24 protein-coding genes are annotated in these 25258 nt (G+C 48.4%); 12 read left to right on the top strand and 12 right to left on the bottom strand.

Annotated features, from left to right (window positions below; translation table 11 throughout):
- Nucleotides 1-7: 7 nt before the first annotated feature.
- Nucleotides 8-1105: a photosystem II q(b) protein gene (psbA, locus tag SPB21_RS22145; protein ID WP_499867743.1), complete on the top strand. Its 1098-nt coding sequence runs from the start codon at nt 8-10 to the stop codon at nt 1103-1105.
- A 456-nt stretch (nt 1106-1561) separates the two neighbouring features.
- Nucleotides 1562-1861, top strand: coding sequence for a hypothetical protein (locus tag SPB21_RS22140; RefSeq protein WP_499867742.1), 300 nt, complete (start codon nt 1562-1564; stop codon nt 1859-1861).
- 53 nt (nt 1862-1914) lie between these two features.
- Here the strand turns inward: SPB21_RS22140 and SPB21_RS22135 are convergent, their stop codons facing one another.
- From SPB21_RS22135 to SPB21_RS22120, 4 genes are all read right to left on the bottom strand, one after another.
- Nucleotides 1915-3300 (bottom strand): serine/threonine protein kinase, encoded by a 1386-nt coding sequence (locus tag SPB21_RS22135; protein ID WP_163701523.1) that lies wholly within the window; start codon nt 3298-3300, stop codon nt 1915-1917.
- A gap of 92 nt (nt 3301-3392) precedes the next feature.
- Nucleotides 3393-4913 (bottom strand): D-alanyl-D-alanine carboxypeptidase/D-alanyl-D-alanine endopeptidase, encoded by a 1521-nt coding sequence (gene dacB, locus SPB21_RS22130; RefSeq protein WP_499867741.1) that lies wholly within the window; start codon nt 4911-4913, stop codon nt 3393-3395.
- A gap of 400 nt (nt 4914-5313) precedes the next feature.
- On the bottom strand, nt 5314-6507 hold the full coding sequence (gene mutY / locus SPB21_RS22125; protein WP_499867740.1) for an A/G-specific adenine glycosylase: 1194 nt from the start codon (nt 6505-6507) through the stop codon (nt 5314-5316).
- Between the two features lie 69 nt (nt 6508-6576).
- Nucleotides 6577-6924, bottom strand: coding sequence for a DUF760 domain-containing protein (locus SPB21_RS22120; protein ID WP_163666515.1), 348 nt, complete (start codon nt 6922-6924; stop codon nt 6577-6579).
- A 413-nt stretch (nt 6925-7337) separates the two neighbouring features.
- Here SPB21_RS22120 and typA point away from each other — a divergent pair, with 413 nt between their 5' ends.
- The 4 genes from typA to SPB21_RS22100 all read left to right on the top strand — a co-directional run bounded on the left by typA (nt 7338) and on the right by SPB21_RS22100 (nt 10748).
- A complete protein-coding gene (gene typA, locus SPB21_RS22115) occupies nt 7338-9134 on the top strand; it encodes a translational GTPase TypA (RefSeq protein WP_163666517.1) in 1797 nt (598 codons plus the stop codon).
- Between the two features lie 306 nt (nt 9135-9440).
- Nucleotides 9441-10109, top strand: a complete 669-nt coding sequence (locus SPB21_RS22110) for a hypothetical protein (RefSeq protein ID WP_499060683.1) — start codon at nt 9441-9443, stop codon at nt 10107-10109.
- A 39-nt stretch (nt 10110-10148) separates the two neighbouring features.
- Nucleotides 10149-10313 (top strand): hypothetical protein, encoded by a 165-nt coding sequence (locus tag SPB21_RS22105; RefSeq protein WP_499867739.1) that lies wholly within the window; start codon nt 10149-10151, stop codon nt 10311-10313.
- Between the two features lie 102 nt (nt 10314-10415).
- Entirely contained in the window at nt 10416-10748 is a 333-nt protein-coding gene (locus tag SPB21_RS22100; RefSeq protein WP_499867738.1) for a hypothetical protein, read from the top strand.
- A 40-nt stretch (nt 10749-10788) separates the two neighbouring features.
- Here SPB21_RS22100 and SPB21_RS22095 read toward each other — a convergent pair whose 3' ends face one another.
- Entirely contained in the window at nt 10789-11010 is a 222-nt protein-coding gene (locus SPB21_RS22095; protein ID WP_499867737.1) for a hypothetical protein, read from the bottom strand.
- Between the two features lie 106 nt (nt 11011-11116).
- Here SPB21_RS22095 and SPB21_RS22090 point away from each other — a divergent pair, with 106 nt between their 5' ends.
- Together SPB21_RS22090 and SPB21_RS22085 are read left to right on the top strand one after the other, a co-directional pair.
- Complete coding sequence (locus SPB21_RS22090; RefSeq protein ID WP_499867736.1) at nt 11117-12286, top strand: DUF58 domain-containing protein; 1170 nt, start codon at nt 11117-11119, stop codon at nt 12284-12286.
- A gap of 199 nt (nt 12287-12485) precedes the next feature.
- Nucleotides 12486-13352: an MBL fold metallo-hydrolase gene (locus tag SPB21_RS22085; RefSeq protein ID WP_499867735.1), complete on the top strand. Its 867-nt coding sequence runs from the start codon at nt 12486-12488 to the stop codon at nt 13350-13352.
- A 76-nt stretch (nt 13353-13428) separates the two neighbouring features.
- On the opposite strand, the gene SPB21_RS22080 is transcribed toward SPB21_RS22085, so the two are convergent.
- Nucleotides 13429-14175 (bottom strand): SDR family NAD(P)-dependent oxidoreductase, encoded by a 747-nt coding sequence (locus SPB21_RS22080; protein ID WP_490793350.1) that lies wholly within the window; start codon nt 14173-14175, stop codon nt 13429-13431.
- A 283-nt stretch (nt 14176-14458) separates the two neighbouring features.
- On the opposite strand from SPB21_RS22080, the gene SPB21_RS22075 reads away from it, so the two are divergent.
- Entirely contained in the window at nt 14459-14581 is a 123-nt protein-coding gene (locus SPB21_RS22075) for a photosystem II protein Y (RefSeq protein ID WP_006516626.1), read from the top strand.
- Nucleotides 14582-14673: 92 nt separating this feature from the next.
- On the opposite strand, the gene SPB21_RS22070 is transcribed toward SPB21_RS22075, so the two are convergent.
- A complete protein-coding gene (locus tag SPB21_RS22070) occupies nt 14674-15459 on the bottom strand; it encodes a Uma2 family endonuclease (RefSeq protein ID WP_163666529.1) in 786 nt (261 codons plus the stop codon).
- A gap of 86 nt (nt 15460-15545) precedes the next feature.
- The gene (gene rdgB / locus SPB21_RS22065; protein WP_163666531.1) at nt 15546-16124 is read right to left on the bottom strand and encodes an RdgB/HAM1 family non-canonical purine NTP pyrophosphatase; all 579 of its coding nucleotides are present in this window, start codon (nt 16122-16124) and stop codon (nt 15546-15548) included.
- Nucleotides 16125-16224: 100 nt separating this feature from the next.
- Here rdgB and SPB21_RS22060 point away from each other — a divergent pair, with 100 nt between their 5' ends.
- The gene (locus tag SPB21_RS22060; protein ID WP_499867734.1) at nt 16225-17979 is read left to right on the top strand and encodes an ABC transporter ATP-binding protein; all 1755 of its coding nucleotides are present in this window, start codon (nt 16225-16227) and stop codon (nt 17977-17979) included.
- Nucleotides 17980-18129: 150 nt separating this feature from the next.
- Entirely contained in the window at nt 18130-19206 is a 1077-nt protein-coding gene (locus tag SPB21_RS22055; protein WP_163666535.1) for a formylglycine-generating enzyme family protein, read from the top strand.
- A gap of 188 nt (nt 19207-19394) precedes the next feature.
- Here the strand turns inward: SPB21_RS22055 and SPB21_RS22050 are convergent, their stop codons facing one another.
- The 3 genes from SPB21_RS22050 to SPB21_RS22040 form a co-directional block, all read right to left on the bottom strand.
- The gene (locus SPB21_RS22050; RefSeq protein ID WP_163666537.1) at nt 19395-21074 is read right to left on the bottom strand and encodes a sodium:solute symporter family protein; all 1680 of its coding nucleotides are present in this window, start codon (nt 21072-21074) and stop codon (nt 19395-19397) included.
- Nucleotides 21064-21378 (bottom strand): DUF4212 domain-containing protein, encoded by a 315-nt coding sequence (locus tag SPB21_RS22045; protein ID WP_163666539.1) that lies wholly within the window; start codon nt 21376-21378, stop codon nt 21064-21066. Before SPB21_RS22045 ends, SPB21_RS22050 begins: the two co-directional genes overlap by 11 nt.
- Before the next feature lie 226 nt (nt 21379-21604).
- Nucleotides 21605-23062 (bottom strand): protein kinase domain-containing protein, encoded by a 1458-nt coding sequence (locus tag SPB21_RS22040; protein ID WP_163666541.1) that lies wholly within the window; start codon nt 23060-23062, stop codon nt 21605-21607.
- Between the two features lie 298 nt (nt 23063-23360).
- Between SPB21_RS22040 and SPB21_RS22035 the strand changes: the two genes are divergently transcribed.
- Complete coding sequence (locus SPB21_RS22035; RefSeq protein WP_499867733.1) at nt 23361-24338, top strand: hypothetical protein; 978 nt, start codon at nt 23361-23363, stop codon at nt 24336-24338.
- Nucleotides 24339-24374: 36 nt separating this feature from the next.
- On the opposite strand, the gene SPB21_RS22030 is transcribed toward SPB21_RS22035, so the two are convergent.
- Nucleotides 24375-25196 (bottom strand): lysophospholipid acyltransferase family protein, encoded by an 822-nt coding sequence (locus SPB21_RS22030; protein WP_163666544.1) that lies wholly within the window; start codon nt 25194-25196, stop codon nt 24375-24377.
- Nucleotides 25197-25258 lie beyond the last annotated feature (62 nt).

The raw sequence follows: 25258 nt of genomic DNA, 5'->3' as shown, positions 1-25258 counted from the left end.
CAGACTTATGACAACAACTTTACAGAGACGAGACCAAGCCGGTCCGTGGCAGCAGTTTTGTAACTGGATAACCAGTACAGAAAATCGTCTTTACGTGGGATGGTTTGGTGTTTTAATGATTCCCACTCTCTTGACGGCCACAGCCTGCTTCGTGCTTGCATTCATTGCAGCCCCTCCCGTTGATATTGACGGTATTCGTGAGCCTGTAGCAGGTTCATTATTGTTGGGTAACAACATTATCTCTGGTGCTGTGGTGCCCTCTTCCAATGCGATTGGTCTACACTTCTATCCCGTTTGGGAAGCCGCTTCCCTTGATGAGTGGTTATATAATGGAGGCCCTTATCAACTGGTCATCTTTCATTTTCTTATTGGCATTTTTGCTTATATGGGTCGTGAGTGGGAGCTGTCCTATCGTCTGGGTATGCGCCCTTGGATTTGTGTCGCCTACTCTGCTCCGGTGGCTGCAGCTACCGCAGTGTTTTTGATTTATCCCATCGGTCAGGGGAGTTTTTCCGATGGCATGCCCCTAGGTATTTCCGGTACCTTCAACTTCATGCTGGTGTTCCAGGCAGAACACAATATCCTGATGCATCCATTTCATATGATGGGTGTAGCAGGTGTATTTGGCGGAGCCCTGATCAGTTCCATGCACGGTTCTCTGGTAACCTCTTCCTTGGTGAGAGAAACCACTGAAATCGAGTCTCAGAACTATGGCTATAAGTTTGGGCAAGAAGAAGAGACTTACAATATTGTGGCCGCCCATGGTTACTTTGGTCGCTTAGTCGGACGCACGAATGAGATTCTCTTGGGTGTAGATGCTAATAGTCGTTCTCTGCACTTTTTTATGGCGGCTTGGCCCGTCATAGGCATTTGGTTTACGGCTCTGGGTATCAGTACCATGGCCTTCAATCTCAATGGATTTAACTTTAATCAGAGCATCCTTGATTCCCAGGGACGTGTCATCAGCACTTGGGCTGATGTTATCAATCGTGCCAATCTGGGTATGGAAGTGATGCATGAGCGTAACGCCCATAATTTTCCCCTTGATCTGGCCTCAGGCGAGGCAACTCCTGTGGCGATAGCGGTTCCTTCCCTGACTAGCTGAACATTACTCGATGAGTAATGTTCTCATTCGCCATAAGAAATTGAACTGCCTGATTTGAAAGATCTTAACTTAAACGAGATTACTAGACCTGGTTAGTAACTCTTGTTATTGAAGTGATGATAGAGTGCTCCTATCTTATGGCATTCAGTAGATTGCTATAAGATAGGAGCTTTTTTCTGAGTTTTGGAAGTTGATTGATTTTCTTGCTTTAGTACGATTGAACCGTATTTTGGGGTGTTGCTACTTAAACTTCGACTCCCAAGGAATTCTCGTATCTAAAGGAGATTGTTGTCTTAGGAAAAGATGAGTCGTTAGCTTGTTTTTGGGGGAGAGATTTGTAAGATAGGTAGTGCTTGTTCCTAACAAAAGGAAAAACGATAGCTAGAATGACATCAGGTTAACCACTGATGAATTATGAAGTGTGCTCTAAAACCGTTGACTTGTTTCTGTTTATTGTTGACTTTATTTCTCAGTCTTTGGCTACAGCCAGTGGAGGCATCGCTTTCCCTTTCAGATCCTCGGATTAATCGGCTGGAGTCACAGTTGCGATCGCTCCAATCCCAGGTCAACCGCCTTCAGTCTCAACTCCCTCGCGCTGGCAACAGTAGGCCCGCTCCCATTGACCGTCCGCCCAGCCCTGAAACACCATCCTTTGATCAGCAGTTTGATACCCTGGCAGTTTTGGTTATCGAATTGCAACAGCGAGTATCGGTGTTGGAGACCAAACTAGAAGAAATGGAGGAGCCTACCCAGTAGCTTTGGGTTTTCAAGCTTTTTCATCGCGCACCACGCACCATGCACCACCAGTATTAAACTTCTTCATTGTAGGATTCATAGGTAATTGGGATTTGAGCCCAACTGTCTAGTTCATCACAGAGCCAACGAATTTCTTGATAGCTACCATTAATGCGAATGGTGTGAAATGGCCCTTCGCTTCTCAATTTAATTTTATACTGAGGAATTTTGTCAGGACCTGCCGTCATGTGAGTTAAGGATTGCTTAAACAACACACTCTCTCTGTTTCCATGAATCTCTGTTAACGAGATCAGGGTGCCTTGAATCGACTTCTCAAATGTTATGGAGTAAATTGCGTGGCGTTTGCTCCGTTTATTCATATGGAAATAAATAAGCAGTAGAATGATGAGGGCTGGCCAGATCAAGCCAGTAACAACTAAGAGAATTAAAAGAACGCCTGCTAAAATATTACCAAAAGCACCAAAGGTTTGCGTTAGCCGACTGCTGATGACAGCTGGCAAGAGAAATTCGAGTTTGAATTTTTTAGAGGGTACCTGGATATTAAAATGCTCTTGGGTCTGGCTCAGCTGAATGGCGCTATTTTGGGGTGGTGGTACTCGGAGCGGATGAAGACCGTCGGTCGGGTGTGTGGGTGATTGATTGAAACGTTCCCGGGCAATGGCGGCTGTTTGAGGCCGTTTAGCAATGTCAGGTTCCGTTAGCCATTCTAGCCAATGGACAAATTCGGGGCTTAATCTGACCTGATCGGCAAACTGTAACCGCATATCTTTTTGCGGCAAATTAGCGGGGTGTAGCCCTGTAGCGAGGTAGATTAGTGTGGCTCCTAAACTGTACAGATCTGAAGCTGGAACCGCTCGCCCGCCAAATTGTTCCAACGGCATATAGCCATAGGTGCCCACAATCGTGATTGTGCTACCTTGTTGCGGTGCTTGAATGCCACCAAAATCTACTAGATAAAGCTGTCCAGGATTGTTGCCAGTGCGCTCTGTGAGCAACAGATTGCTCGGCTTAATATCGCGGTGAATAACGACTGGTTTACGATCATGCAAGTAATCAAGAATGTTGAGTGCTTCTTGGGCAATGTAGTGCAGGTCTTCTTCACTAAAGGTGCGACCAGTCATAATCCAGTCTTGTAGAGACTTAGCCTCTATATAGGTCTGTACGAGTAAAAAACCTTTGCCCAAGTCTGTTTCAATATCCACAAAATCCAAGTATTGGGGAATTGCCGGATGATCTAACGACTGTAACGCTGCACTTTCCCGTTCAAAGAGTCTGAGGGTTTCCCATGTAAAGTCAACGTCAAATAGCAGCAGCTTGACGATAACGGTAGTGTCTGTCTGTAAGTCGGTGGCAACGAAGGTGCGACGTCCTGGTTTTTGGCTGAGGCGAGCGCGAATTTTATAGCGTTGGCACAGCACCTGATTGAGGAAGGGATCCATGGTATGAGGCGCTAGTCAATAGTGTAGGCAATGTGGCGTAGTCCCATTGGAACTAGATACAAGTTTATGGTGCTAAATTCCAGATCGTTCGATTAACAGTCCGATAGCTGAGCAATGTTAACCACAATTTCATCGATGATTGCTCGCATGGCTGTGGCTGAGAGATCGGCATTGTTTAAGAAAATGCTAAATACCATGGGTGGATGGTCTACAGGTTGAAGATAGCCAGCCAAGGATTCATTGTTGCTTACATATCCCGTTTTGCCTTGTAGATTTCCTTGAACGGGGGTGTTCTGAAACCGGTGGATTAAGTTTCCCCGTTCTCCAGCAACGGCGAGAGACCTGCGATAGACTTCGCTATGGGAGTGGAAGGCCATCGCTTGCAGTGTATCAACCAACGTGCGAGGGGTGACTAAATTGTGTCTCGATAACCCTGATCCATCCACCATTTGATAGCTATCTGAGTCAACGCCCAAGCCATCTAAAATCTCTTTGACAGCCTCTGTGCCAGCTTGCGTGGTGTCGTCGTATTCTGCTGCGATTGTTCCTAAGGACTTGAGTAAGGCCTCTGCATAGAGGTTGTTGCTATCTTGGTTAATCGTTGACAGCCATTGAGAGAGTGGCGGTGATATGACTGTTGCCATCTCTGGCATTGGTCGATCGGGCCAGCTGGATGTCAGCGCGGTTAAATCTACTGGAGTGCCGGTCTGGCGCAGGCTATTCGCTAGTTGTTCCATAAAGTGCTCCCCTGGCTGGGTGATGGCAATGGCAAATGGATCTGGCCCAGCATCAACGCTGAGGTTACCAAAGACATGCAAAATGGGTTGGCTCCAATCACGACCAACGTCTGCGGTTAAAGGCTCGCCTGCTGCCACGGTGCTGGAAGTGTTGTGTATTTCCCAACGAGTAGTCTGCTCTGGGGTAGCCCACTCCACCCGTAGTGGTTGGCCCACCTCTGTTGGGTATAGGGTCACCCCTAAAGCATTTTCATTTAAAATCAGACCGTTGGCTGAGGCTCCATAACCTGCCAATACATCTTCCCATTCCCAGTTGGGATGCACAGTGCGGCCAGCAAAGTAGCTGTCATATCCTAATAGCTGATCGATTTTTTTGATTCCCTGCTGGGTAATTTGCTGCGTTAGGCTCTGGAGTTGGTCGTCGCCAAACGTAGGGTCGCCTCTTCCTATGACATACAAATGGGTCTGTTCGCCCTGTTGCTGGAGGTGGGCTGAGGTCTCGATTTGAAAGTCTGGGCCTAGTTGCTGGAGCGCGGCGGCAGTGGTCAGGAGTTTTAAGGTGGATGCAGGAACAAACCATTTGTCGATATTCCGTTCCAGAATAATCTGGCGTTCTGAAGGCTGAGCTGCTTGGGTTTCTATAAGTAGTCCCAGATGGGCTCGGGTGAGGTTGGGGCGGGTTGCGATCGCATCAATCTTGTCCACCAAGTCTGCCCGACAATAGCGTTGGGCAACAGCTGCTTCCCCTGATAGCCAGAGACTCAGTCCCCAGATCAAGCCGAATACCCCCTTTACGGACACATAAAAGAATGTCTGTAGCCTCTGGGATGACCCAATATCAGTCTGTTCAGGTTTCTGGACGCATTGAAGAGTCATGGCAGTTCTAAGTAAATAATGCAACCTGCTTTAAAGAGGTTAGCTAGAAAATTTACTAACACCCTGATGACAATGGATATTGTTTGAAGTCTTAGTGAAGTCGCCGTTCAACTCCGGATATAACCCGATATATCGAGCATGTTGGAGTGGTAGATGCACCCTGATTCCGAGCCCTGGAGATGCATCTTTGGGGCTCTTTCTTCTCCTTTTGGAGGGTGTAACACTCAAAACGTGTAGACTGTTCAATGCACACCGTACACTGACTTGTCGCCCTTGGGAAAACTCAAGATACAAAAGTAAAGCTTGTTATCTGACATTAGAGAAGACATAACAACAATATTGCCCTTCGTACTTCTTAACGTCTCCGAGACTTTTTCCCATTATTCAGATGGCGGGCTGTTTACCCTTTAGCCTGTTCTTTAATTGCGTCAATAATTTGACCGTTCGCCTTAGGAAACGGGTAACTATCAATTTCATCCAGGGTAACCCACTTGATTTCATCACATTCAATGGGTTTGGGCTCACCGCTGATGTGGTTACAGTTAAAGACATTCAGCGTCACCTTAAAGTGGCTATAGGCATGGTCAACCGTAATTAGCCGGTCGTTGACCTCAATATCGATATCTAATTCTTCTTTAATCTCCCGCTTGACGCATTCCTCAAAACTTTCGTTAGGCTCGATTTTACCCCCAGGAAATTCCCATAGGCCCCCCAGTAGGCCTTCTTGCTTACGACGGTCAATGAGAATGCGGCCATCATTGTCGTGGATAACAGCGACACCAATTTGCTTATGGGGCAGAGGAGCACGAGATTCGGTCATGGGTAGTTCAGACTGTAGATTTTGACGGTAAGCGGTGCAGTAGCTTTGCCATGGGCATAGCAGGCACGATGGCCGATGACGGGTGCATAGGGTGGCGCCCAGATCCATAATTGCCTGGTTAAAGTCGCGGGGATGCTGTGGGTCCAAGAGTTGCTCGGATAGCTGCCACATTTCTTTCATGGCTTTTGCTGGAGGCTTTGGGAGGGCCACCAGTCGAGCCAACACCCGTTTCACATTACCATCAAGGATGGCGACAGGTTGGTTGTAGGCGGCACTGAGGATGCCTCCGGCGGTGGTGCGGCCAATACCGGGGAGTGCGATCGCATCCTCAAACACCTCTGGAAACACGCCATCATGCTGCTTCACAATCAACTGTGCCGTCTTGTGTAAGTTGCGAGCTCGGGCGTAATATCCCAGCCCTTCCCAGGCTTTAAGCACAGTTTGCTGGTCAGCTTTAGCCAGGTCTGCCACTGTCGGAAATAGCTCTAACCAGCGCTGATAGTAAGGCATGACCGTTTTGACCTGGGTCTGCTGCAACATGATTTCCGAGATCCAGATGGCATAGGGATCTCGACTGCGTCGCCAGGGTAAATCACGGCCTTGTTCGCCATACCAAGTCAGTAAAGCTTGCCGTAGTGCGGGGGCAGCATGCCCTAGATTGGCAGTCCCCCCAAAACTTAAAGCAGATGCCTGGGATAAGGACATCTGCTTTTGGCTATATTTACCGTCAGCACTGTCGTGCACGCTGTATTGTGTTCTCTTTGCCTCACCCACCGTGGATCAATCTTGACTGTTGTTTCTGATCCTGCCATGGGTGAGCGCATTTGCGCGATCTAGACCGCGTTATTCCTGTAGGTCAGTTTCCAGGCTACCCATCAGTGTGGTTTCCATGGCCAGACGTTGCTCAGCGCCTTTAAGGAAATAGCCACCCATCATGGCCGAAGCTAGCAAGCGACCTAGATTCTCACGGCTAGTCGTGACAGAGACATCAAATCCTTCAGAGGGTAGACCACCCAGCATCGCAATGATGTTATGTTCCATTGCCTGCATAACATCACTTGATACCGGACGCGATAGCTGTGCCACTGTCTCTGTTTCCATAGACTGCACATATTGCATCAGAGAATTGCCCTGTACAGCAGCCCCACCCATAAATTCGGAATTTGTGTTGTTAAAAGACTCGTTAGTCATGATTGCCTCACTCAAAACGTGGCTGGTAGCGGCTGTTAGGTCTTTTGCCGCTGTAATGCCAATTTAACAAAGCCATTTGAATCCTCGTAGTGGGTAGAACCGAACTGCGAGGTGGGGATTTTCTCTGGAGAGACGTTGCATGCAATGTCTGTATATCAGAATGGAACCTATAGGTTACGAATGGGGAAATTGATTATTTCTCGATAGAAGAGTGAACAATTTCCTGAGCTTAGAAACTTTGCAATGGAGAATTGGCCAGATCATAAGGGCTATTTTCATGGCCCACTGCCCATTCCCTATTCCCCATTTCCTGACAATCCATATAGCTTTGACCGACATCGCTGCTATCTAAGCTACAATTGTTAAGGTTTTTTACGAAACATCACACCGCTAGTTCTGGAAGTTCCAACCCAATGAGCCTTCCCATCCGTAACGTTGCAATCATCGCGCACGTAGACCACGGCAAAACAACCCTGGTCGATTCTCTCCTTCAGCAGTCTGGTATTTTTCGGGAAGGTGAAGACGTTCCCACCTGTGTCATGGACTCCAATGACTTGGAGCGTGAACGCGGTATTACGATTCTTTCTAAGAACACAGCCGTTCACTATCAAGACACGCTGATCAACATTATTGATACCCCTGGTCACGCTGACTTTGGCGGTGAGGTAGAGCGCGTACTCGGTATGGTAGATGGCTGCATCCTGATCGTGGATGCGAATGAAGGGCCGATGCCTCAAACCCGCTTTGTGCTTAAAAAAGCATTGGAGAAAGGTCTACGTCCCATCGTGGTCGTGAATAAGATTGACCGCCCACGGGCAGAGCCCATGGGTGCCGTGGATAAGGTTCTGGATCTGTTTATCGAGCTGGGTGCTGATGACGATCAGTGTGATTTCCCCTATCTGTTTGCTTCTGGTTTGGCTGGCTATGCCAAAAATGAGCTAGAAGACGAAGATAAGGATATGCAGCCTCTATTTGAGGGAATTTTGCATCATGTTCCACCACCAGTCGGTGATTCTGACAAGCCTTTACAGTTGCAGGTCACTACCCTGGCTTATTCCGAATATTTAGGGCGGATTGTGATCGGTAAGGTTCACAATGGGACTATCCGTGCTGGTGAGCAGATTGCGCTAGTCAAAGAAGACGGCAAGATTGTTAAGTCTAAAATTTCGAAGCTGATGGGTTTTGAAGGCCTACAGCGCACTGACATTGAAGAAGCCACCGCTGGCAACATCGTTGCAGTCGCCGGTTTTGCCGATGCCAACATTGGTGAAACCCTCACATCTGCTGACAACCCCCAAGCCTTGCCGTTGATTAAGGTGGATGAACCCACGCTGCAGATGACGTTTGCCGTGAATGACTCCCCATTTGCAGGTAAAGAAGGTAAGTTTGTTACCTCTCGTCAGATTCGCGATCGCTTAATGCGCGAGTTGGAAACCAACGTAGCGTTGCGTGTGGAAGAAACCGATTCTCCCGACCGCTTTGGCGTATCTGGTCGTGGTGAGCTTCACCTAGGTATTTTGATTGAAACCATGCGTCGTGAGGGCTACGAGTTCCAAGTGTCTCAGCCGCAGGTGATTTTCCGTGAAGTCAATGGCCAGCCCTGTGAGCCCTATGAGCAGCTGGTGATGGATGTGCCTGAAGATGCTGTGGGCGGCTGTATGGAGCGCCTGGGTCAACGTCGCGGTGAAATGCAGGACATGATGGTGGACGGCAATGGCCGTGCCCAGCTTGAGTTTGTGGTACCTGCCCGTGGTCTGATTGGCTTCCGGGGTGAGTTTATGCGCCAAACCCGTGGTGAGGGCATCATGAACCATAGTTTCTTGGATTATCGCCCCATGTCTGGTGATGTGGGTGCTCGCCGCAACGGTGTGCTGATTGCCTTTGAGGAAGGTGTGGCCACGTTCTACGCACTGAAGAATGCTGAGGATCGCGGCATCTTCTTTATTGAGCCTGGTACTAAGGTGTACAAGGGCATGATCGTTGGGGAGAATAATCGGCCTCAGGATCTGGAGCTGAATATCTGTAAGGCTAAGCAGCTAACCAACCATCGGGCAGCGAGTGGTGATGAGCTAGTGCAGTTGCAGACACCCCAGGAAATGGGTCTAGAACGGGCGCTGGAGTATATTGCGTCGGATGAGATGGTTGAGGTAACGCCTGAGTCGATTCGTCTGCGCAAGATGCCGAAGAAGAAGCTAGCGAAGAAGCGTTAAGGGTTGGTCTGTAAGCGTCCCCTGAGCGGAGTCGAAGGGGATGTTGGCTTCGACTCCGCTCAGGCAACGGTGCTGCTCAGGCAACGGCTTCTCTGGGATGGTTACGGTTGGTAGATAAATTTGTGAAAATGCCCCGATGGTTGAGTGCCATTGGGGCTTTGTTGTGTCGCACAACTTACGATTTTTGTGCTCTCATATTTTTAGAATGAAATAGCTCTACTAGCATTAAAGAATCATGCGGTTTGGTTGATGTGTGCATTGAAAAAATTAGAGAAAAGCATTTCAAACCATATATTTGGTCATACTATGCCGCTGCATGAGTTCAAAAAAATTGTCCAAGGCACTACCCATAAACATCGTCACAATCTTGGAAAACTAACCGCCTCTGGTTTTGGTAGTGATGTTGATACTCTGTGTAATCACATTCGCTATCTCAGGGCAGGTAGTATTGGGCAATTGTTTTGGGATGAATCGTGGAAACAAGTTGTAACTGATGTAGCTGATCACATTGGTATTGAATGGTTAGCCACCCTCAAAGGACGACGCTGGAAACAATTAGAAACTCATGAAATTGAAACAGCTGTGGTCGCTAAGGTTTTTCAAGATATGTTCGACCGCCTGACTCTAGAGCAACAAGAGCAAGTAATTATGGAGACGCAGCGCAGTAGTAATGACCCCAGAGTAGAAGCTTTTTTACTTACAGGTAGTGTTATGACTGTTGCTAAGGTCAGTGGGTTTGGTGTGTATCTGATGGCCAGCACCGTACTTGGAGGGCTGACTAGCACTCTGGGTATTACTTTGCCTTTTGCTGTTTATATGGGAATGAGTCAAGCAATTGCCCTCGTGATTGGTCCAGTGGGTTGGTTAGCCCTTTTGGGCGGTCTCTCATTTACGCTTAACCAGCCCAACTGGAGTCGTCTTACTTTGGCCGTAGTTTATGTTTCAATGATTCGCAATTCTCCTGCGACAAAATAGCTCTGGTAGTAAAGTGAGCCAGTTATTTAAGGCTCTTGGTTGGTTCCTGAAACTCTTTTGTGGAAGTGGTGCGAGATTGTCACTGACCTCGATAATCTCCAAACCAAAATCAACACCCTCCGCACCCTCCAACCCCAAACCGCCATCGAACTCGATGCCCTGCTCCCCGCCATCCTCGACAAAGCCTTCAAAGGCCATGTCTAAAGACCTATCCACCCATCACCCAAATCCCATCACCCCACCGCTGAGTAAATTGCGCCTGTACTAGGCTTAAACCCAGGCTCCATAACGAGTTGAGGGTTCCTTATGTTTCAGGGGCGGGTAGCAAGCCCGATGAATTTTGAGGCTTTCCTGGATTGGTATCCAGACGATGGTTATCGGTATGAATTGATTGAGGGCGTTGTGGTTGAGATGTTGCCAACCGGTCCCCATGAAGATATCGGCGGCTTTTTGAGCGCAGAGTTCAATTTTGAAATTTGGCGAAATAAGCTACCTTATTCGATTCCTCGTACTTGTCTAGTGAACCCCCATGCAGAAAAGTACCAAATTCGACGATTTGTAGCGGGAGAAAAGTTGGTTTCTGGGGTATTTCCTGAGTTGGATTTGACTACAGATGCCGTATTTGCGTCAGGGACCTAAATCTCATCTGGATCGATGCCGAGCGATCGCAACTTCTCTGCTAAAGCGTCAGCTCAGGTGAGATAACGGCCTTGGGGTTTCCTTCTTCGTAATAGACAAATAAATTGCCAGACACATAAACGCTGCCACGGCTTTTAAAGTAAAGTCTGGGGGCTTCAACGCCATAAAACCAATAATCGCGGGTAGCGTCACTTTCCGCTATTGGCTGGCCGTCGGACTCAGGATATGTAACGTTGTATAGCGTAGAGCGGATATCTGGCATGGTTAAATCGCTCAGAAGCCATCTATGGTGTCATTAGTTTAACCTAATTACTTAGGGCATCCTGAAGCGCAGAAAGGCAGCCAATCGTTCTTTTCGGGCATAGTTGATGTTTTTATTAAAACGTTTATCTCATTGGATGGAAGCCAACTGGGTGACCCCTGCCTATAGTGGTTGGGTGTTGCTGGGGATTACGCTATGTTTTTTCGGCGCGGCAACTAACACCATGGCAGGTTGGCTGTATGTGATTAGTGGCATCATGATTGCCTTATTGTCGGTGTCGTCGATTTTGCCGCAGCGAGCGTTGCATGGGCTATCTGTGGCTCGACAAATGCCTCGACCTGTCTCGGCAGGAGAGGCTCTAGCGATGGTGGTGACGCTGAAAAATACCACTGCTTCCCCCAAGAATTTGCTCCAGATGCAAGACCTTGTACCTGCTAAGTTAGGGCCTAAGCCGACCCATGCCATTGCCAGTTTGCAGGCGCGATCGCAACACACCTGGCGTTACGAAATTCCAACTGAAAAGCGAGGTATTTATACCTGGCCTGATGTCCGTCTACGAACGGCGGCCCCTTTAGGATTGTTCTGGTGCAGTCGTTTGCATGCCGCGCACGCAAAGGCTGTCGTCTATCCTCAAATACTGCCCTTAGAGCGTTGTCCAGTCATCGACTCCTTGGGCGATGAAACAGGACGGCGGCAGCTGCAAAAAACGGCCATCAATGCCAGTGGCACGGAAGGTATCACTCGTGCTCTGCGCCCCTATCGCTGGGGTGACCCCACTCGATTAATCCACTGGCGCACCAGTGCCCGCTACGGAGAACTGCGGGTGCGCGAGCTAGAGGTGTTAACCAGTCACCAGAGTTTAATTATTGCCTTAGATACCTCTGAGTCATGGGATATTGATAGTTTTGAACGAGCCGTAATCGCAGCAGCATCACTTTATTACTATGGTCAGCGCCAGGGTCTGGCGACTCAGTTTTGGAGTTCCAGGACGGGGCTAGTGCACGATTCAACAGCGGTTTTGACGGTGTTGGCAGGCATTCAACTAAATGATGTCGGTAATCAAAAATTGCCAGCCCCACCCATCATATGGCTGACAGCGCAAGCGGGTAAACAATTGCCCCGCAACAGCGCTGAAGTTTTGTTTTTATCAAAAACTGCCGCCCACTCCAGTGAGTATCTTCCCAATGAAAGCGAGACTTCTGGCTTGGTGATTAATCCTGTCGATGATCTACAACAGCAATTACAAAATAATCTGAATGCCAGTCCAACGGTTTAACAATTGCTTTCATTACTCATATGCCCAGGCGAATGGGCGATGGATTGTAGTTTGATATGTCAGATCTGGCGGCTCTTTTCTGGAGATTCTTTGCAACTAAGAGTCTCTTTCGTAGGTTCTTTTCTTTGATAATTTCTTGTATGTATTAAACAGTTTCTAATGCATTGACTAAACTGGAACTATAACAAATGGTGATGTTATGGCTCAGCTTAAAGCTCGTCGTCCAGAGAATGTAGAAGGTGACTTTTTTGTTGATACTACGTGTATCGATTGCGATACCTGTCGCTGGATGGCTCCTGAGGTGTTTGGTCGAGATGGAGAGATGTCGGCGGTGCATGCTCAACCGACAACTACAGAGCAGCGAATTCAAGCGTTAAAAGCATTGTTGTCGTGTCCTACCGCATCGATTGGGACGGCGGCTACACCCAAGGATATTAAACAGGCCCAGGAGCAACTGCCGGCGCTAATTGAGGACAATGTTTATCATTGTGGCTATCATTCTGAGAAATCCTATGCGGCGGCCAGCTATTTTATTCAACGGCCTGAGGGAAATGTTCTGATTGATTCTCCTCGATTTACCCCACCTTTAGTAAAACAATTGGAGGCTATGGGTGGGGTGCAATACCTCTATCTCACCCATCGGGACGATGTGGCGGATCATGCCAAGTTTCAGGAGCATTTTGGCTGCGATCGCATTCTCCACCAGGACGATATCACCAGCGATACCCAATCCGTCGAAATTCAGCTTCAGGGACAGGCCCCTTACCAACTAGCACCAGATATCACCATCATTCCCGTCCCTGGCCACAGTAAAGGCCATATCGTACTGCTGTATCAGAACAAATTTCTGTTCACAGGCGATCACCTGGCCTGGTCGGCTTACCTGGAGCACCTCTACGGTTTCCGGCGTTATTGTTGGTACTCCTGGGACGAGCAAATCAAATCCATGAAGCGCCTGACCGATTACTCGTTTGAATGGGTTCTGCCGGGGCACGGTCGTCGCTTCCACAGCAGTAACATGGCAAACGAGTTGCAGACATGTATTGAGTGGATGGAAACAGCCTAAGACGCTTGCAACTAAAACCCATCCACCCATCTACCCATTCACCCATCCACATCAGACTTTGATGTCTATGCACCCCCTAACTCGATTGCTGAGTCGGCCTTAGCAAGATGTCATGGACCTGTACATGGTCGGGTTGGCTGAGGACATAGCCAATGGCATTAGCAATGTCATTGGGCTGGAGTACCGGAAATTGATTGTAGACCTGTTGAGCTTGTTCTCGACTGCCGGAGTATTTTTCGGCAAACTCGGTTTCCACAAAGCCAGGGCTGATGGATGAGATGCGAATGGCGCTGCCGTCTGCTCGGAGCTCCTGACGTAGTCCTTCTGTGAGGGCACGTACGGCAAACTTAGAGGCGGAGTACATGCCGCTGCTGGGAACTCGATGGCCCGACATGGAGCTGATGTGGACAACATGACCCTGGTCTTTACCAAGGTTGTGCATTAGCTTAATGGCTTCGCGGGTGCAGATGGAAAGGGCAATAACGTTAACATCAAGAGTTTCGCGCCATTTTTCGGTACTGCCGCTGGTGAGGGATTCTTGATAGCCGAGACCAGCGTTGTTGATCAGCACATCGAGGTGGTTAAAGCGGGTTGCGATCGCGCTAAACCAGGCCAAAATTTGGGATTCATCGCGCAGATCAACGCTTTGAGTTAACACTGCGGCCCCATGTTGCTGCGATAACGTATCGGCTAGTTCTGTCAGACGCTGCTGACGACGGGCACACAAGGCTAAGTCATATCCATCCGCCGCTAGGCGAGTGGCAATAGCACTACCAATACCGCTAGAGGCTCCGGTAATAGCGGCGACAGGCCGGTTAGTCATAGTAATTATAGAAATGATTTATGAACCTTTTTGATGTTGTGAACGGAAGCGTCCGCTGTCAAACCTGAGATGCTTGAGGTGTTTGGTTTTGCGACCCGCTCTAAATAAAATTATCTACATAAAAAGCCATGTACACCCATGGGGCTAACCCTATTTCCCGCTCCTTTCACCACTCATTAACCTTCGGCGAAGATCTTATCCCCACTTCAAACTGCGCCTAGTTTATGAGAATATTATATATAAGTATTTACATAAAACGTTTTTCTCCGCAGGAGGTTCGGTAATGGACATTGATTTCCGGGTTGTAGCTGTACTTGCTCCCATTGCCCTAGCTGCGGGCTGGGCTGGTTTTAACATTTTCCAAGCTGCACTGGGCCAGATTCAATCCATGTTTGGCGAAGAATAAAGAAAGCCCTTTTCGTTACGAAAAGTTATCGAATTACTCATATAAGCTGCCTTCTTAGTAGAAGGCAGCTTTTTATTGCTGCTGACACAGGGTTAATCAGAGGCCTGTATTGAAATGACAGCTTTTTCAGGTAGGGTCAACGCTTCAGCTACTTGTTGAGTGGTTAGGCCCATGGATAGTAACTTAAGAACGGCTGCATTTCGAGTTTGCTCAGCCTGTTCTGCTCGTTGGCGCTCTTGGGCAGATAGCTCGCTGCCCCAAAGCAGTAACTGTCCCTGGGTATCCCACCACCGTAGCCAATAACCTGAACGATTTTCACGAATACCTTCCCACACTCCCAGGGAAAGACCCATATTTTCTATCAAGTAGCCATTCTGGTTATCAGGCATCTGTAGTTGATACCCATTGGCGTCATCCAGACGATAGACTTCGAGGCTACCATTGGTCGGCTCAAAGATGATGTAATAGGGCACTTTGAGAATGCTCTCATAGTAGAACCATTTACCCGGTGGATAGGTGGCTTTAATGGAGTATTCACCTCCCTCTGTAGCTGACAGAAACTCCATCACCACTGTGGGCGGATCACCTTCTAGATATGGGGTATAACTTCGTTCGATATCTGCTCTAGGTACGGTGATGTGGGGAATAAACGCCCAATCAGGAGCTTTGACTACGGTTTTGTCATTGACTGTGGCACAGAGACCATAGTTGGTTGTTATCAGGGCTGTTTCCGAAATCCGACCAGCAATAGAAAGACTTTCACTCAACGCAGCGGCAATAAAGGGTTGGCTGATATTGTCCACAGGGTCATCCGGTAGAACATAATGCTTGGGTAGCTTTTCCCAACGAATGCTCAGTTTGGTGGACGTGGCAACCATAGGTTTCGGGAATTCAAACGCTAGCCTCAGTATATTGTAGGTTCATTTGTACTTATTTTTGATGACCCTAACTTCAACTTGTTTGCTTAGGGCATTGGCAATTGCCTCAGTTGCTCCATAATTTGAGCAAAGGCAATACCCCGATGGCTGTGGGTTTCTTTTTGTGGGTCGCTCATTTCTGCAAAGGTTTTACCCTGGCTCGGGACGTAAAAAATAGGGTCGTAGCCAAAACCGTTGCTACCCTTGGGCTCAGTCAGAATTTCCCCAGGACAGATGCCTTCTGTTTCGAGGGCGATGGTGCCATCGGGGCGGGCGAGGGCCAGGGCACAGACAAACTGAGCACTACGGTCCTCACTGCCGCTTAACTCCCGCAAAACTCGATTAATGCGATCCTGGTCATCCTTGCCATAGCGGGCTGAATAGAGACCTGGTGCACCGTTTAAGGCATTAATTTGCAGCCCTGAGTCATCGGCAATGGCCCATTGGTTGGTTGCGATCGCAACTTCCCTTGCCTTGAGCCGCGCATTCTCAATAAATGTTATCCCTGTCTCATCCACATCAATTTCTTGGGGCTTTAGCTGCAAATCCCAGCCCAGGGGTGTCAGATACACCTGCATTTCTTTGAGTTTGCCAGGGTTACCCGTAGCGACGATGACGGTAGGCATAATGATGTGCGAGTCTCCAATGTGCGTTCATTTTAACCACGGTATTTAACCACGGTAGGGGCGGTGTCTTGTACCCGCCCGGAACCTGGTAGCGTAATCCATGACACGCCTATTGGTTCAAAACGCCTTGGATAATCGCCCCAACTATTGGCAGCTGCTGCCCTACATTCGTCGTCAGCAGGCAATCTTAATTCCTGCCTTTATCTGCACCCTGATTTTCACCATTTACTGGCCAATTCTTGCCAAGCTAGGTGGTCTGGCTATTTCCACCCTGGTGCAGGGACAAGTTGCGGCCTTTGGTAAAGTTGCTGCGCTTACCCTGATCGGTTTGCTCATCCAAAAAGCGGCTCAGTATGGCCAAGACTCCCTCATGGCGAAGGCTGCATTTCGTGTTGCCCATCAGCTGCGTACCCGTGTCTATGGCCATCTGCAAACCCTCAGTCTGACCTACTTCGAACAAACTAAAACGGGCGATCTGGCCTATCGCTTGACCGAAGATGTGGATCGCATTGGCGAGGTTGTCTACAAGCTATTCCACGATTTTGTGCCCTCTGCGCTACAGCTGGTGGTGGTGTTTGGCTACATGATCTATCTCAACTGGCAGCTAACGGCGACGGCCTTGATCCTGATTCCGTTGCTGGCAGTCTTATCTGGCTGGTTTGGCGAAAAGATGCTGACCGCTGCCCGTCGCAGTCAGGACAAAGTTGCCGATCTCTCTTCTCAGGTGGCGGAAGTTTTTAGCGGTATTCGCTTAGTTCAAGCCTTTGCAGCTGAAGACTATGAAATTGATCGCTTTGCTAAGGCCTCCGCCAACAATCGTGATGCCCGCTATTCTGTGGCTTGGTTGCAGGCAGTACAGTTTCCGGTTGTTGGGTTTCTCTATGCCGGCATGATTGTGATTTTGTTGCTCGTCGGTACCTGGCAGATTAGCCTTGGCAATTTGGCCCGTGAAGGGTTTGGCACCTATGTGATCAATGCGTTACTGCTGATTGATCCGGTCAATCATGTGATTCAAAATTTCAATGAGTTTAAGCAAGGAGAAGCGTCCATAGACCGTGTGCTAGAGCTGTTGCGGTTCAAGCCCTCAGTGCAGGATGAGCCCCATGCAAAATCGCTGCCGACGGTTTCAGGGAAAGTGGACTATCGCGATGTTAGCTTTGCCTATGAAGCCAACCAGCCGGTGTTAGATGCGGTGAACCTTTCTGCAGAACCTGGCCAAACTATTGCTTTGGTGGGCCTATCAGGGGCCGGCAAAACTACTTTAGTCAATCTGTTGCCGCGTTTTTATGATGTGGCCACGGGAGAGATTTTGCTTGATGGTATCAACGTGCGTCAGGTGACACTACAAAGTCTGCGTCGTCAGATTGGGATTGTGCCCCAGGAAAATGTTTTGTTCTCTGGGACGATTGCCGAAAATATTGCCTTTGGTCAACAAGACTTTAATCTGGCAGAGGTGGAAGCTGCGGCACGGGTTGCCAATGCCCATGGATTTATTAGCCAGTTCTCCCAGGGCTACCATACCTGGGTCGGCGAACGAGGGGTTAACTTGTCAGGGGGGCAGCGGCAGCGAATTGCGATCGCACGAGCCGTTTTATTTGATCCAAAGATTCTAATTCTAGATGAGGCAACTTCTGCCCTTGATGCAGAGTCAGAGTCGCTAGTGCAGGAAGCATTGGAGAGGTTAATGCATGGACGGACCGTGTTTGTAATTGCCCATCGACTGGCGACCGTAAGACGGTGCGATCGCATCCTAGTCATGGAAAAAGGTCGTATTATCGAATCCGGAAACCACGCTGAACTGTTACAGCAATCGGGACGTTATGCCAGCTTCTATGCCAAGCAGTTCCAGATATAAACCGAGTATGTGATGATAACAATGCATTTGTAAAACTTCACAAATGCATTGGGTTTTGGTTTTTTTACCTTACTAGTTCAGTGTTGCCGAAAAAACGAGCGAATTATCTGGTATTGGATCACTGAGAAGGGTGTCCTTATTTAAGGAGTTATGTCAGGCAGTCGTCGTTACCAGGTCATCAAACAAATAGGCGGGGCTAGCATGGCTGCCCTGACCCAGGATAGTCGTATTTGCCATAATCCTTTTTGGAGCAGTCGCAGTCTTCAGTATCAATGCTCACGGCGTAAAGCATTGAAGTTTTTAGGTGTGTCAACCGCAACGGCTGTGGTGACCGTAGGCTGTAAAAATGCAGCGGCGACCATCACGCCTACAGGGCAGCCTCTAAAAAGCCGAGGGTTGAAGACGGTTCAAGTCGATTCGAATGGCCAGATCACTGCGGAACCGTCTATCAGGGTTGATTACTTTGATGAGCCTCTTCTACGTCGGCAGTTGCGTAAAGTACTCCCTCTCCGTATGGTCCAAATACCGGCTGGCGAGTTTCTAATGGGGTCTCCACCATCCGAGCCTAAACGTGAAGAACAAGAAGGGCCTCAGCGTTCGATTCAGGTGCCTAGTTTTTACCTGGGAGCTTTTGTGGTTACCCAGCGGCAGTATGAGGCTGTCATGGGCAACAATCCGTCGTACTTTACAGATGATCAAGGCGAAGATGGGGCCGATTTGCCAGTAGAGCAGATTACCTGGGACGATGCGGATATATTTTGCCAGCAACTGAGTGAGCTGACGGGGCGTAACTATCGATTACCCAGTGAAGCTGAGTGGGAATACGCCTGTCGTGCTGGAACAACAACCCCATTCTCTTTTGGTGAAGCCTTAACCACAGAAATTGCTAACTTTTTTGCAGACTTCTCCTTTACTGAAAACTATGAAGAGAACTATCGCAACAACCCAGTAAAAGCTGACAGCTTCTGGCCCAATGCTTTTGGCCTATACAACATGCATGGCAATGTTCATGAATGGTGTTCCGATGATTATCACGAGAGTTATGAAGGTGCTCCAAGCGATGCTAATAAATGGCTGTCGGGTAATGCGACTGCTTCTAAGGTAATGCGCGGTGGCTCATGGTTTAACGATACGCACTTCTGTCGATCAGCTGCCCGTGATAAAAACACTCAAGTGGGGCGTAGCAATTCCTGTGGCTTTCGAGTGGTGTGTGAGCCTAAACGCTAGGTTAAGCTGAAAAAAGAGTCAAAACACCTGCGTCGTTATTGTCAAATTTATTATCCTGTATGTTTCTGATCTATGGGGAGATCTTGGCGTAAGGTTCTCAACCCTTATGTCTAAAAAGCGAGAAAGGTTTCCAAGAAAATCTTAGAAACCTTTTTGGGCCCTTTAGATGCAGACCATAACAGTGTTGGTTATGCAGCTATAGCAGGGTCATCTCCAAGAATGTCTTCGGGAGATCTCAAATCTTCCACTAGTTCTTGAATGTGAAGTGGTGGTGGCGGTGTCAAGCGGGAAACAACAAGTGTCACTATCAGATTAAGAATCATACCCAAGGTGCCAATACCCTCAGCGGAGATATTAAAGAACCAGGTGGGCATGCCGAAGAATTTCACACCGATAATGTAGAACGAGGTGAAAATCAGACCGACAAGCATACCTGAGATCGCACCTTCACGGTTAGTGCGCTTGTCAAAAATACCCAAGATAATCGCGGGGAAGAAGCTGGCTGCGGCTAAGCCAAAGGCAAAGGCTACCACCTGACCGACAAAGCCAGGCGGATTAATGCCAAAATATCCGGCAATTACCAGGGCAAACCCTACCATCACACGGCCTACAAACACCCGTTTCTTTTCTGAAGCTTCTGGATTAATTAATCGATAGTAGACATCATGGGCGATGGAGCTAGAAATCACTAGCAATAAACCTGAGGCCGTTGATAGCGCAGCGGCAAGACCACCAGCGGCAACCAAGGCAATTACCCAAGGCGCTAATTTAGCCACCTCTGGTGTGGAGAGCACAATGATGTCGCGATCAATGGTGATTTCATTGCTGGTTTCCTCAGAAGTGAGCTGAAACCGACCGTCCTGATTTTTGTCGTTAAAGGCTAACAGGCCCGTGTTTTCCCACTTTTGTGCCCAGTCCAGCTGTTGTACCTCTTCAACAGTGGCATTGTGCAATGTGTTGACCAGGTTATAACGGGCAAACATCGACAACGCAGGCGCTGTTGTGTAAAGCAAGGCAATAAACAACAAGGCCCAGCCTGCAGAGAATCTTGCTGAACGCACGTTCTTAACTGTGTAGAAGCGCACGATTACATGGGGAAGACCAGCAGTGCCTACCATTAAGGCAATGGTGATGGCCAGCACATCCAACATAGATTTGTTGGCAAAGGCCTGGGTGTATTCGGCAAAGCCCAAATCCACCTGGATTTGGTTTAGTTTGGTGCTGATGTCGCCAAAGGTCATGGCGAACTGGGGAACAGGATTACCGGTGAGGAGGAGTGCGATCGCAATCGCCGGAATCATGTAGGCAATAATCAGCACATAGTATTGGGCAACTTGCGTCCACGTAATACCCTTCATGCCACCCAGAACAGCAAAAAAGCCGACAATCAACATGCCGATAAACACGCCTGTGTTTACATCCACCTGTAGGAAGCGGCTAAAGACGATACCGACCCCCCTCATTTGGCCCGCGATATAGGTGAGTGACACAAAGATCGCGGCTACCACAGCTACCAGACGAGCCCATTTGGAATAGTAGCGATCGCCCACAAAATCAGGCACTGTGTACTTGCCAAACTTCCGCAGATAGGGCGCTAGCAACAACGCCAGAAGAACATAGCCACCGGTCCAACCCATCAAATAAATCGAACCGTCATAACCCATAAACGAGATGAGACCCGCCATGGAGATAAACGATGCTGCCGACATCCAGTCAGCGGCAGTAGCAGCCCCATTGGCAAGAGCGGGAATACCTTGCCCAGCCACATAAAAGCCTTTACTATCACGAACGCGAGAACGCCATCCGATGTAGATATACATCAGGAATGATGCAGCGACAAACAAGCCCGTCCAAACCTCAGTTGGCATGTTCCCTCCTTACATCATGCTCAGCAATACTTGCATGACGTTTACTAAGTTGTTGAGCTCGATAATGCTTGTCGAGTTTATCCATCTGATAGGCATAGACAAAAATCAGCACCACAAAGGTGAGAATTGAACCTTGCTGCGCAATCCAGAATCCAAGCGGTAGACCAAAAAACTGAATCTGATTGAGGATGTCTACCAACAAAATGCTGCAGATTAGGGATACAAATCCCCAAACCGCCAGTAGCGCTAGAATAAGGGTAATGTTGGCACGCCAATACGCATGCCTTTGAGCAGGATCTCTCATACGTTGAAAACTTTAGATTAGTTAAGAAAAGAACGGTTAATTGCCCCAATCTTTTCTAGTGTTCTTGATTTAAGCAGGTTCCTGTCCCAAATTTACTTTTGGTTATTTAATCTTCAACATTTCTAATAAACGACACAACAAGATGGTTTTATGATACCTGTTATGCGCTCGAAGGCGAACTATACAGACAGGTTGACTTATCTCTTGAGATTTCTATTGCAGCCGCTTATCGTAACCCCTTGCTGTATCGCCAATGCCAGGGTTCATCTTCTCCTGCCGGATTACCCTGGGGATATGACAGCTCAAAACCATAGTTTTTTGCATATCGCTTCAGCCAGCGATATGCATCGGTCTGATTAAAACTAATGTCCCAGTCAGTACTCTCATCAGCGTTTTTGTCGCCAATGGCCACGGCATACCCAGTATGATAATCACTTTTTTTAAGCCACTGGTTAACATCTATATCTGTTCTCTCTTGAAGCCGTCGGCGTTGTTCAGATAACGAGAGATATCCTGCTAAAGGAAGTAGTTCAACACCTTCGTTTTTGGCTGCAGCCACCATGCTCCAAAAAGCGTCTACCATATCAGGCCTGGCTTGAATGCTGCCGTCGTCTAACAGGGCTACCAACTCTCCTCGTTTGGCTTCATCATAGCCTCTCGGGGCGGCGGTCACAGTATCCCATTTTCGACTGATGTTATAGGCGGCCCATTGATAACCTTTGACGCCAAACCCGAGCACGATCAAAACTGCTGTGACAAAACCTATGACTTTTAAAATAATCTTAGGTGGGATTAATTTCACAGGTTTTGTTGTCGGTTTAGCATCTACCGGTGGTAAGACGCCCGCCGCAACATGGGTTGGCAGGCGGCTATCTTGCCCAACGCGAATGCCTGTAATTGTTCTTTCAAGCGCTTTGAGAGCTTCGACCGCAGTCTTATAGCGGTTTTTGGGATTAGGCTCTATGAGTCGTTTAATAAAGGTTTCAAGGGCTGGACTAATAGTCTCATTAGCCCATTGCACCTGATGCGTGATGGGATGAATATTTAATTGTTGTGGATGAATGTTGGTGAGTGCCGCAATCACTACCATGCCAACGGAATAGAGATCACTGGCGTAGCAGGGTTTACCCCGTGCTTGTTCGGGAGAAGTATAGCCCGCTGTACCAACTTTGACCGTGGTTGTTATCTTGCCGTTGTGATCGATCTGACTGTTGCTTAGGGTTTTGACCACCCCAAAATTGATCAGGCAGATGTCGCCGTTATTGGTTTGGCGAATCAAATTGGCTGGCTTAATATCGCGATGAATGGTTCGATGCTGATGAACAAATGCCAGCACAGTCAAAATATCCTTCAACAATTTTGTGACGTAGCTTTCGTCTAGTCGGTTGCTTGTCTTGATTTCTTGTCGCAGGTCATGGCCATGGATCATTTCTTGAGCAATGTAGAACTTATTGCCCTCATCGAAGTAAGCCAGGAGCTTCGGAATACGAGAATGTACACCTATTTTTTCTAAGGTGTTGGCCTCTTGGCGCAACATTCCTAAAACTTTGGGGCTAGTGTGGATCAGCTGCTTAATTACGCATTGGGGGTGACTGGGCTGGTGATGGTCAATTGCCCGATAGGTAATGCCATAGCCACCTTGATCCAGAACTTCTAGTATTTCAAAACGATGGGCAAGCTTCATGGTGAGTAGGCTTTTCTGTCTAGGTCTGCAAGGTGGCTATATTTAGGATGGGCATGGCTGATCCTCGGTATGGTTACGTCTATCCAATTTGAGCTAGTGGCAAGTTTTATAGATCGATTTATCCTTTGAATCAGCAATGGCGCGGATGCATTCACTAACATTGTCCGTTGAACATTACCAGGTGGCCTTTAACCCATAGAATTCTTTTAGTCTCCAATTAGTCTGTTATGCCTTAACTCAAGGTACGGTTCTGGTTGGAAAATTGGTTTGAGCCGTTGTCTATAGAGAGCTATTTTCCATGGTTGGTCGCTGTAAGCATGTATTCCCGTTAGCATTGTTCGCTTCCATTGCAACTGTTATAGGTAAAGATGCCATTAACCAACCACTACAAGCACAGCCTGGCCCCATCATTGTTTGCAGTTATGACCCTAGTACAGGTGCGCCTAATCCATTGGGAATGCGGACGTTTATCACCCTAAGGGAAGCTGAGGGGACAACCGAAGTATCTTATGAGCAATTGGGGACATTTGTTCCTGGTCCCGTAGAAGCTGTTCTTACCTCAGAGCGAACATTGGTGTTCCCAAATCAGTCTATTGATCGGGTGCGACAGCTGTTGCTAACCAATGATACGTACTATCAAGAATTGGTTGGATTTGATGATCCAGAAGGGTTTGCGCCCGTTAATAGTACGTTGATTTGTCGTGCTGAGACGGTTGCTCGTCCAGTGGCTCGTCCTGAGCCCCGCCCGCCCGCTGCGGCAGAACTACCTGATCTCAGTGGTGCTCGATCTCGTTCAGAGCTGCCTGATCTGGATAGTCCAGCCCCCAGTGGTGCTACTGGTAGCCCTGCTGCTACACCCCCGACGTTTTATGACACGATTGCTGGCCTTGCTGATGGTAATTATCGGTATGTTTCAGGGGCCGCTGAGGATCGGGCCTATTCTGAGCAGGAGTTACTGAGTCGAGGTGGCGTTCTGTTTGTTTTTCGCAAGACAGGCGATGAGATTATTGGGTCCTATAGTTACATTGATGGCAAAGCTATCTGTGTAACTGGCCGAGTTAGTGGTAACACGGTGAGCGGGCAAGCCTATCCGTTTGATGGTGTTACCCGTGACCTGGGCGAAGACTTTACTTTTTGGGGACCGGCTACATTTCTGCGGGTGCGTCGTACCCGTGGTGATGAAGGTAAGCGCTATTACGCTAGCGCTACCCTGGAACTCAATGATTTTTCTCGTATAAATGCCGGGCCTGCCTTACCACCCAGCAACTGCCAATAGATATTTGTTTTGGAGGGTAGTTGCTGTCGGCCCTCCTTACGTTTCAATTAATTGGTCAAGATTTTGTTGCATTTGGTCGACAACTTGCCCATAGCATTCTTGAACATATGCCTTGTCCTGGGCAGCGGCACGACCTGTGCGTTCAAACATAATGGGAGGACACACACGGGTTTGGATTTGGTTGGGCCATGGAATATGGGGCAAGGGGCCAAGGGCCAAGCCCCAGGGGAGCCCTAGATAAATTGGAAAAACTTCTGGGTCGATGTCTTGAAACCAGGGTAGAAGACCTTGCTGGTTAAGCCATTTGGCTTGTTCGTAGCAGTTTTCCAGAACTATAAAAGTGTCGTGGGCACCTGTGGAAATCACCGGTACGATGGGGACGCGCTCCCTGAGGGCAAGTTTGATAAAACCGGTACGTCCCATCAGTTGGATTTGGTGTCGCTCGCGGTGGGGACGAAAGACGTCTTGGGCTCCACCTGGAAAAACCAGGACGCTGGCACCGCGTTGGAGAGCTGCGATCGCAAACTTAGGTTGAGCCGGTACAGCACCACATTGACTAGCCAGCTTTGCCAAATCAGGATTCACCTGCCAGATTTTGGCATGCATTAGGCCATACATCGGTCGCTCGTAACCAAAGCGGCGAAACCAGTCCACCATCATCATTAATAGATCAGGGGCCGCCAGTCCGCCATTGTGAGAGCCAACAAATAGAGCCTGTTTGGGTACATGGTGCCAGCCATCGGTACGGGTACGAAAGTAATGGTTGTAAAACCATTCCCACTTGGGCATTAACGATGCGATTACTTGAGGATCACGTTCTGACAGCGCTGATTCAATGTCATAGCTGCTACCGGGCATAGACTCATGTTAATTAGGGCAGCCCTCAGCCTACCGAAGATTTACCGACATACTTATCAAGA

It is taken from the genome of Leptothoe sp. ISB3NOV94-8A, from assembly GCF_043421595.1.
Taxonomy (GTDB): Bacteria; Cyanobacteriota; Cyanobacteriia; order Phormidesmidales; family Phormidesmidaceae; genus Leptothoe; species Leptothoe turfae.
The sequence above is the reverse complement of the archived record's forward strand: the minus strand, read 5'-3'. Positions and strand labels throughout refer to the sequence as shown.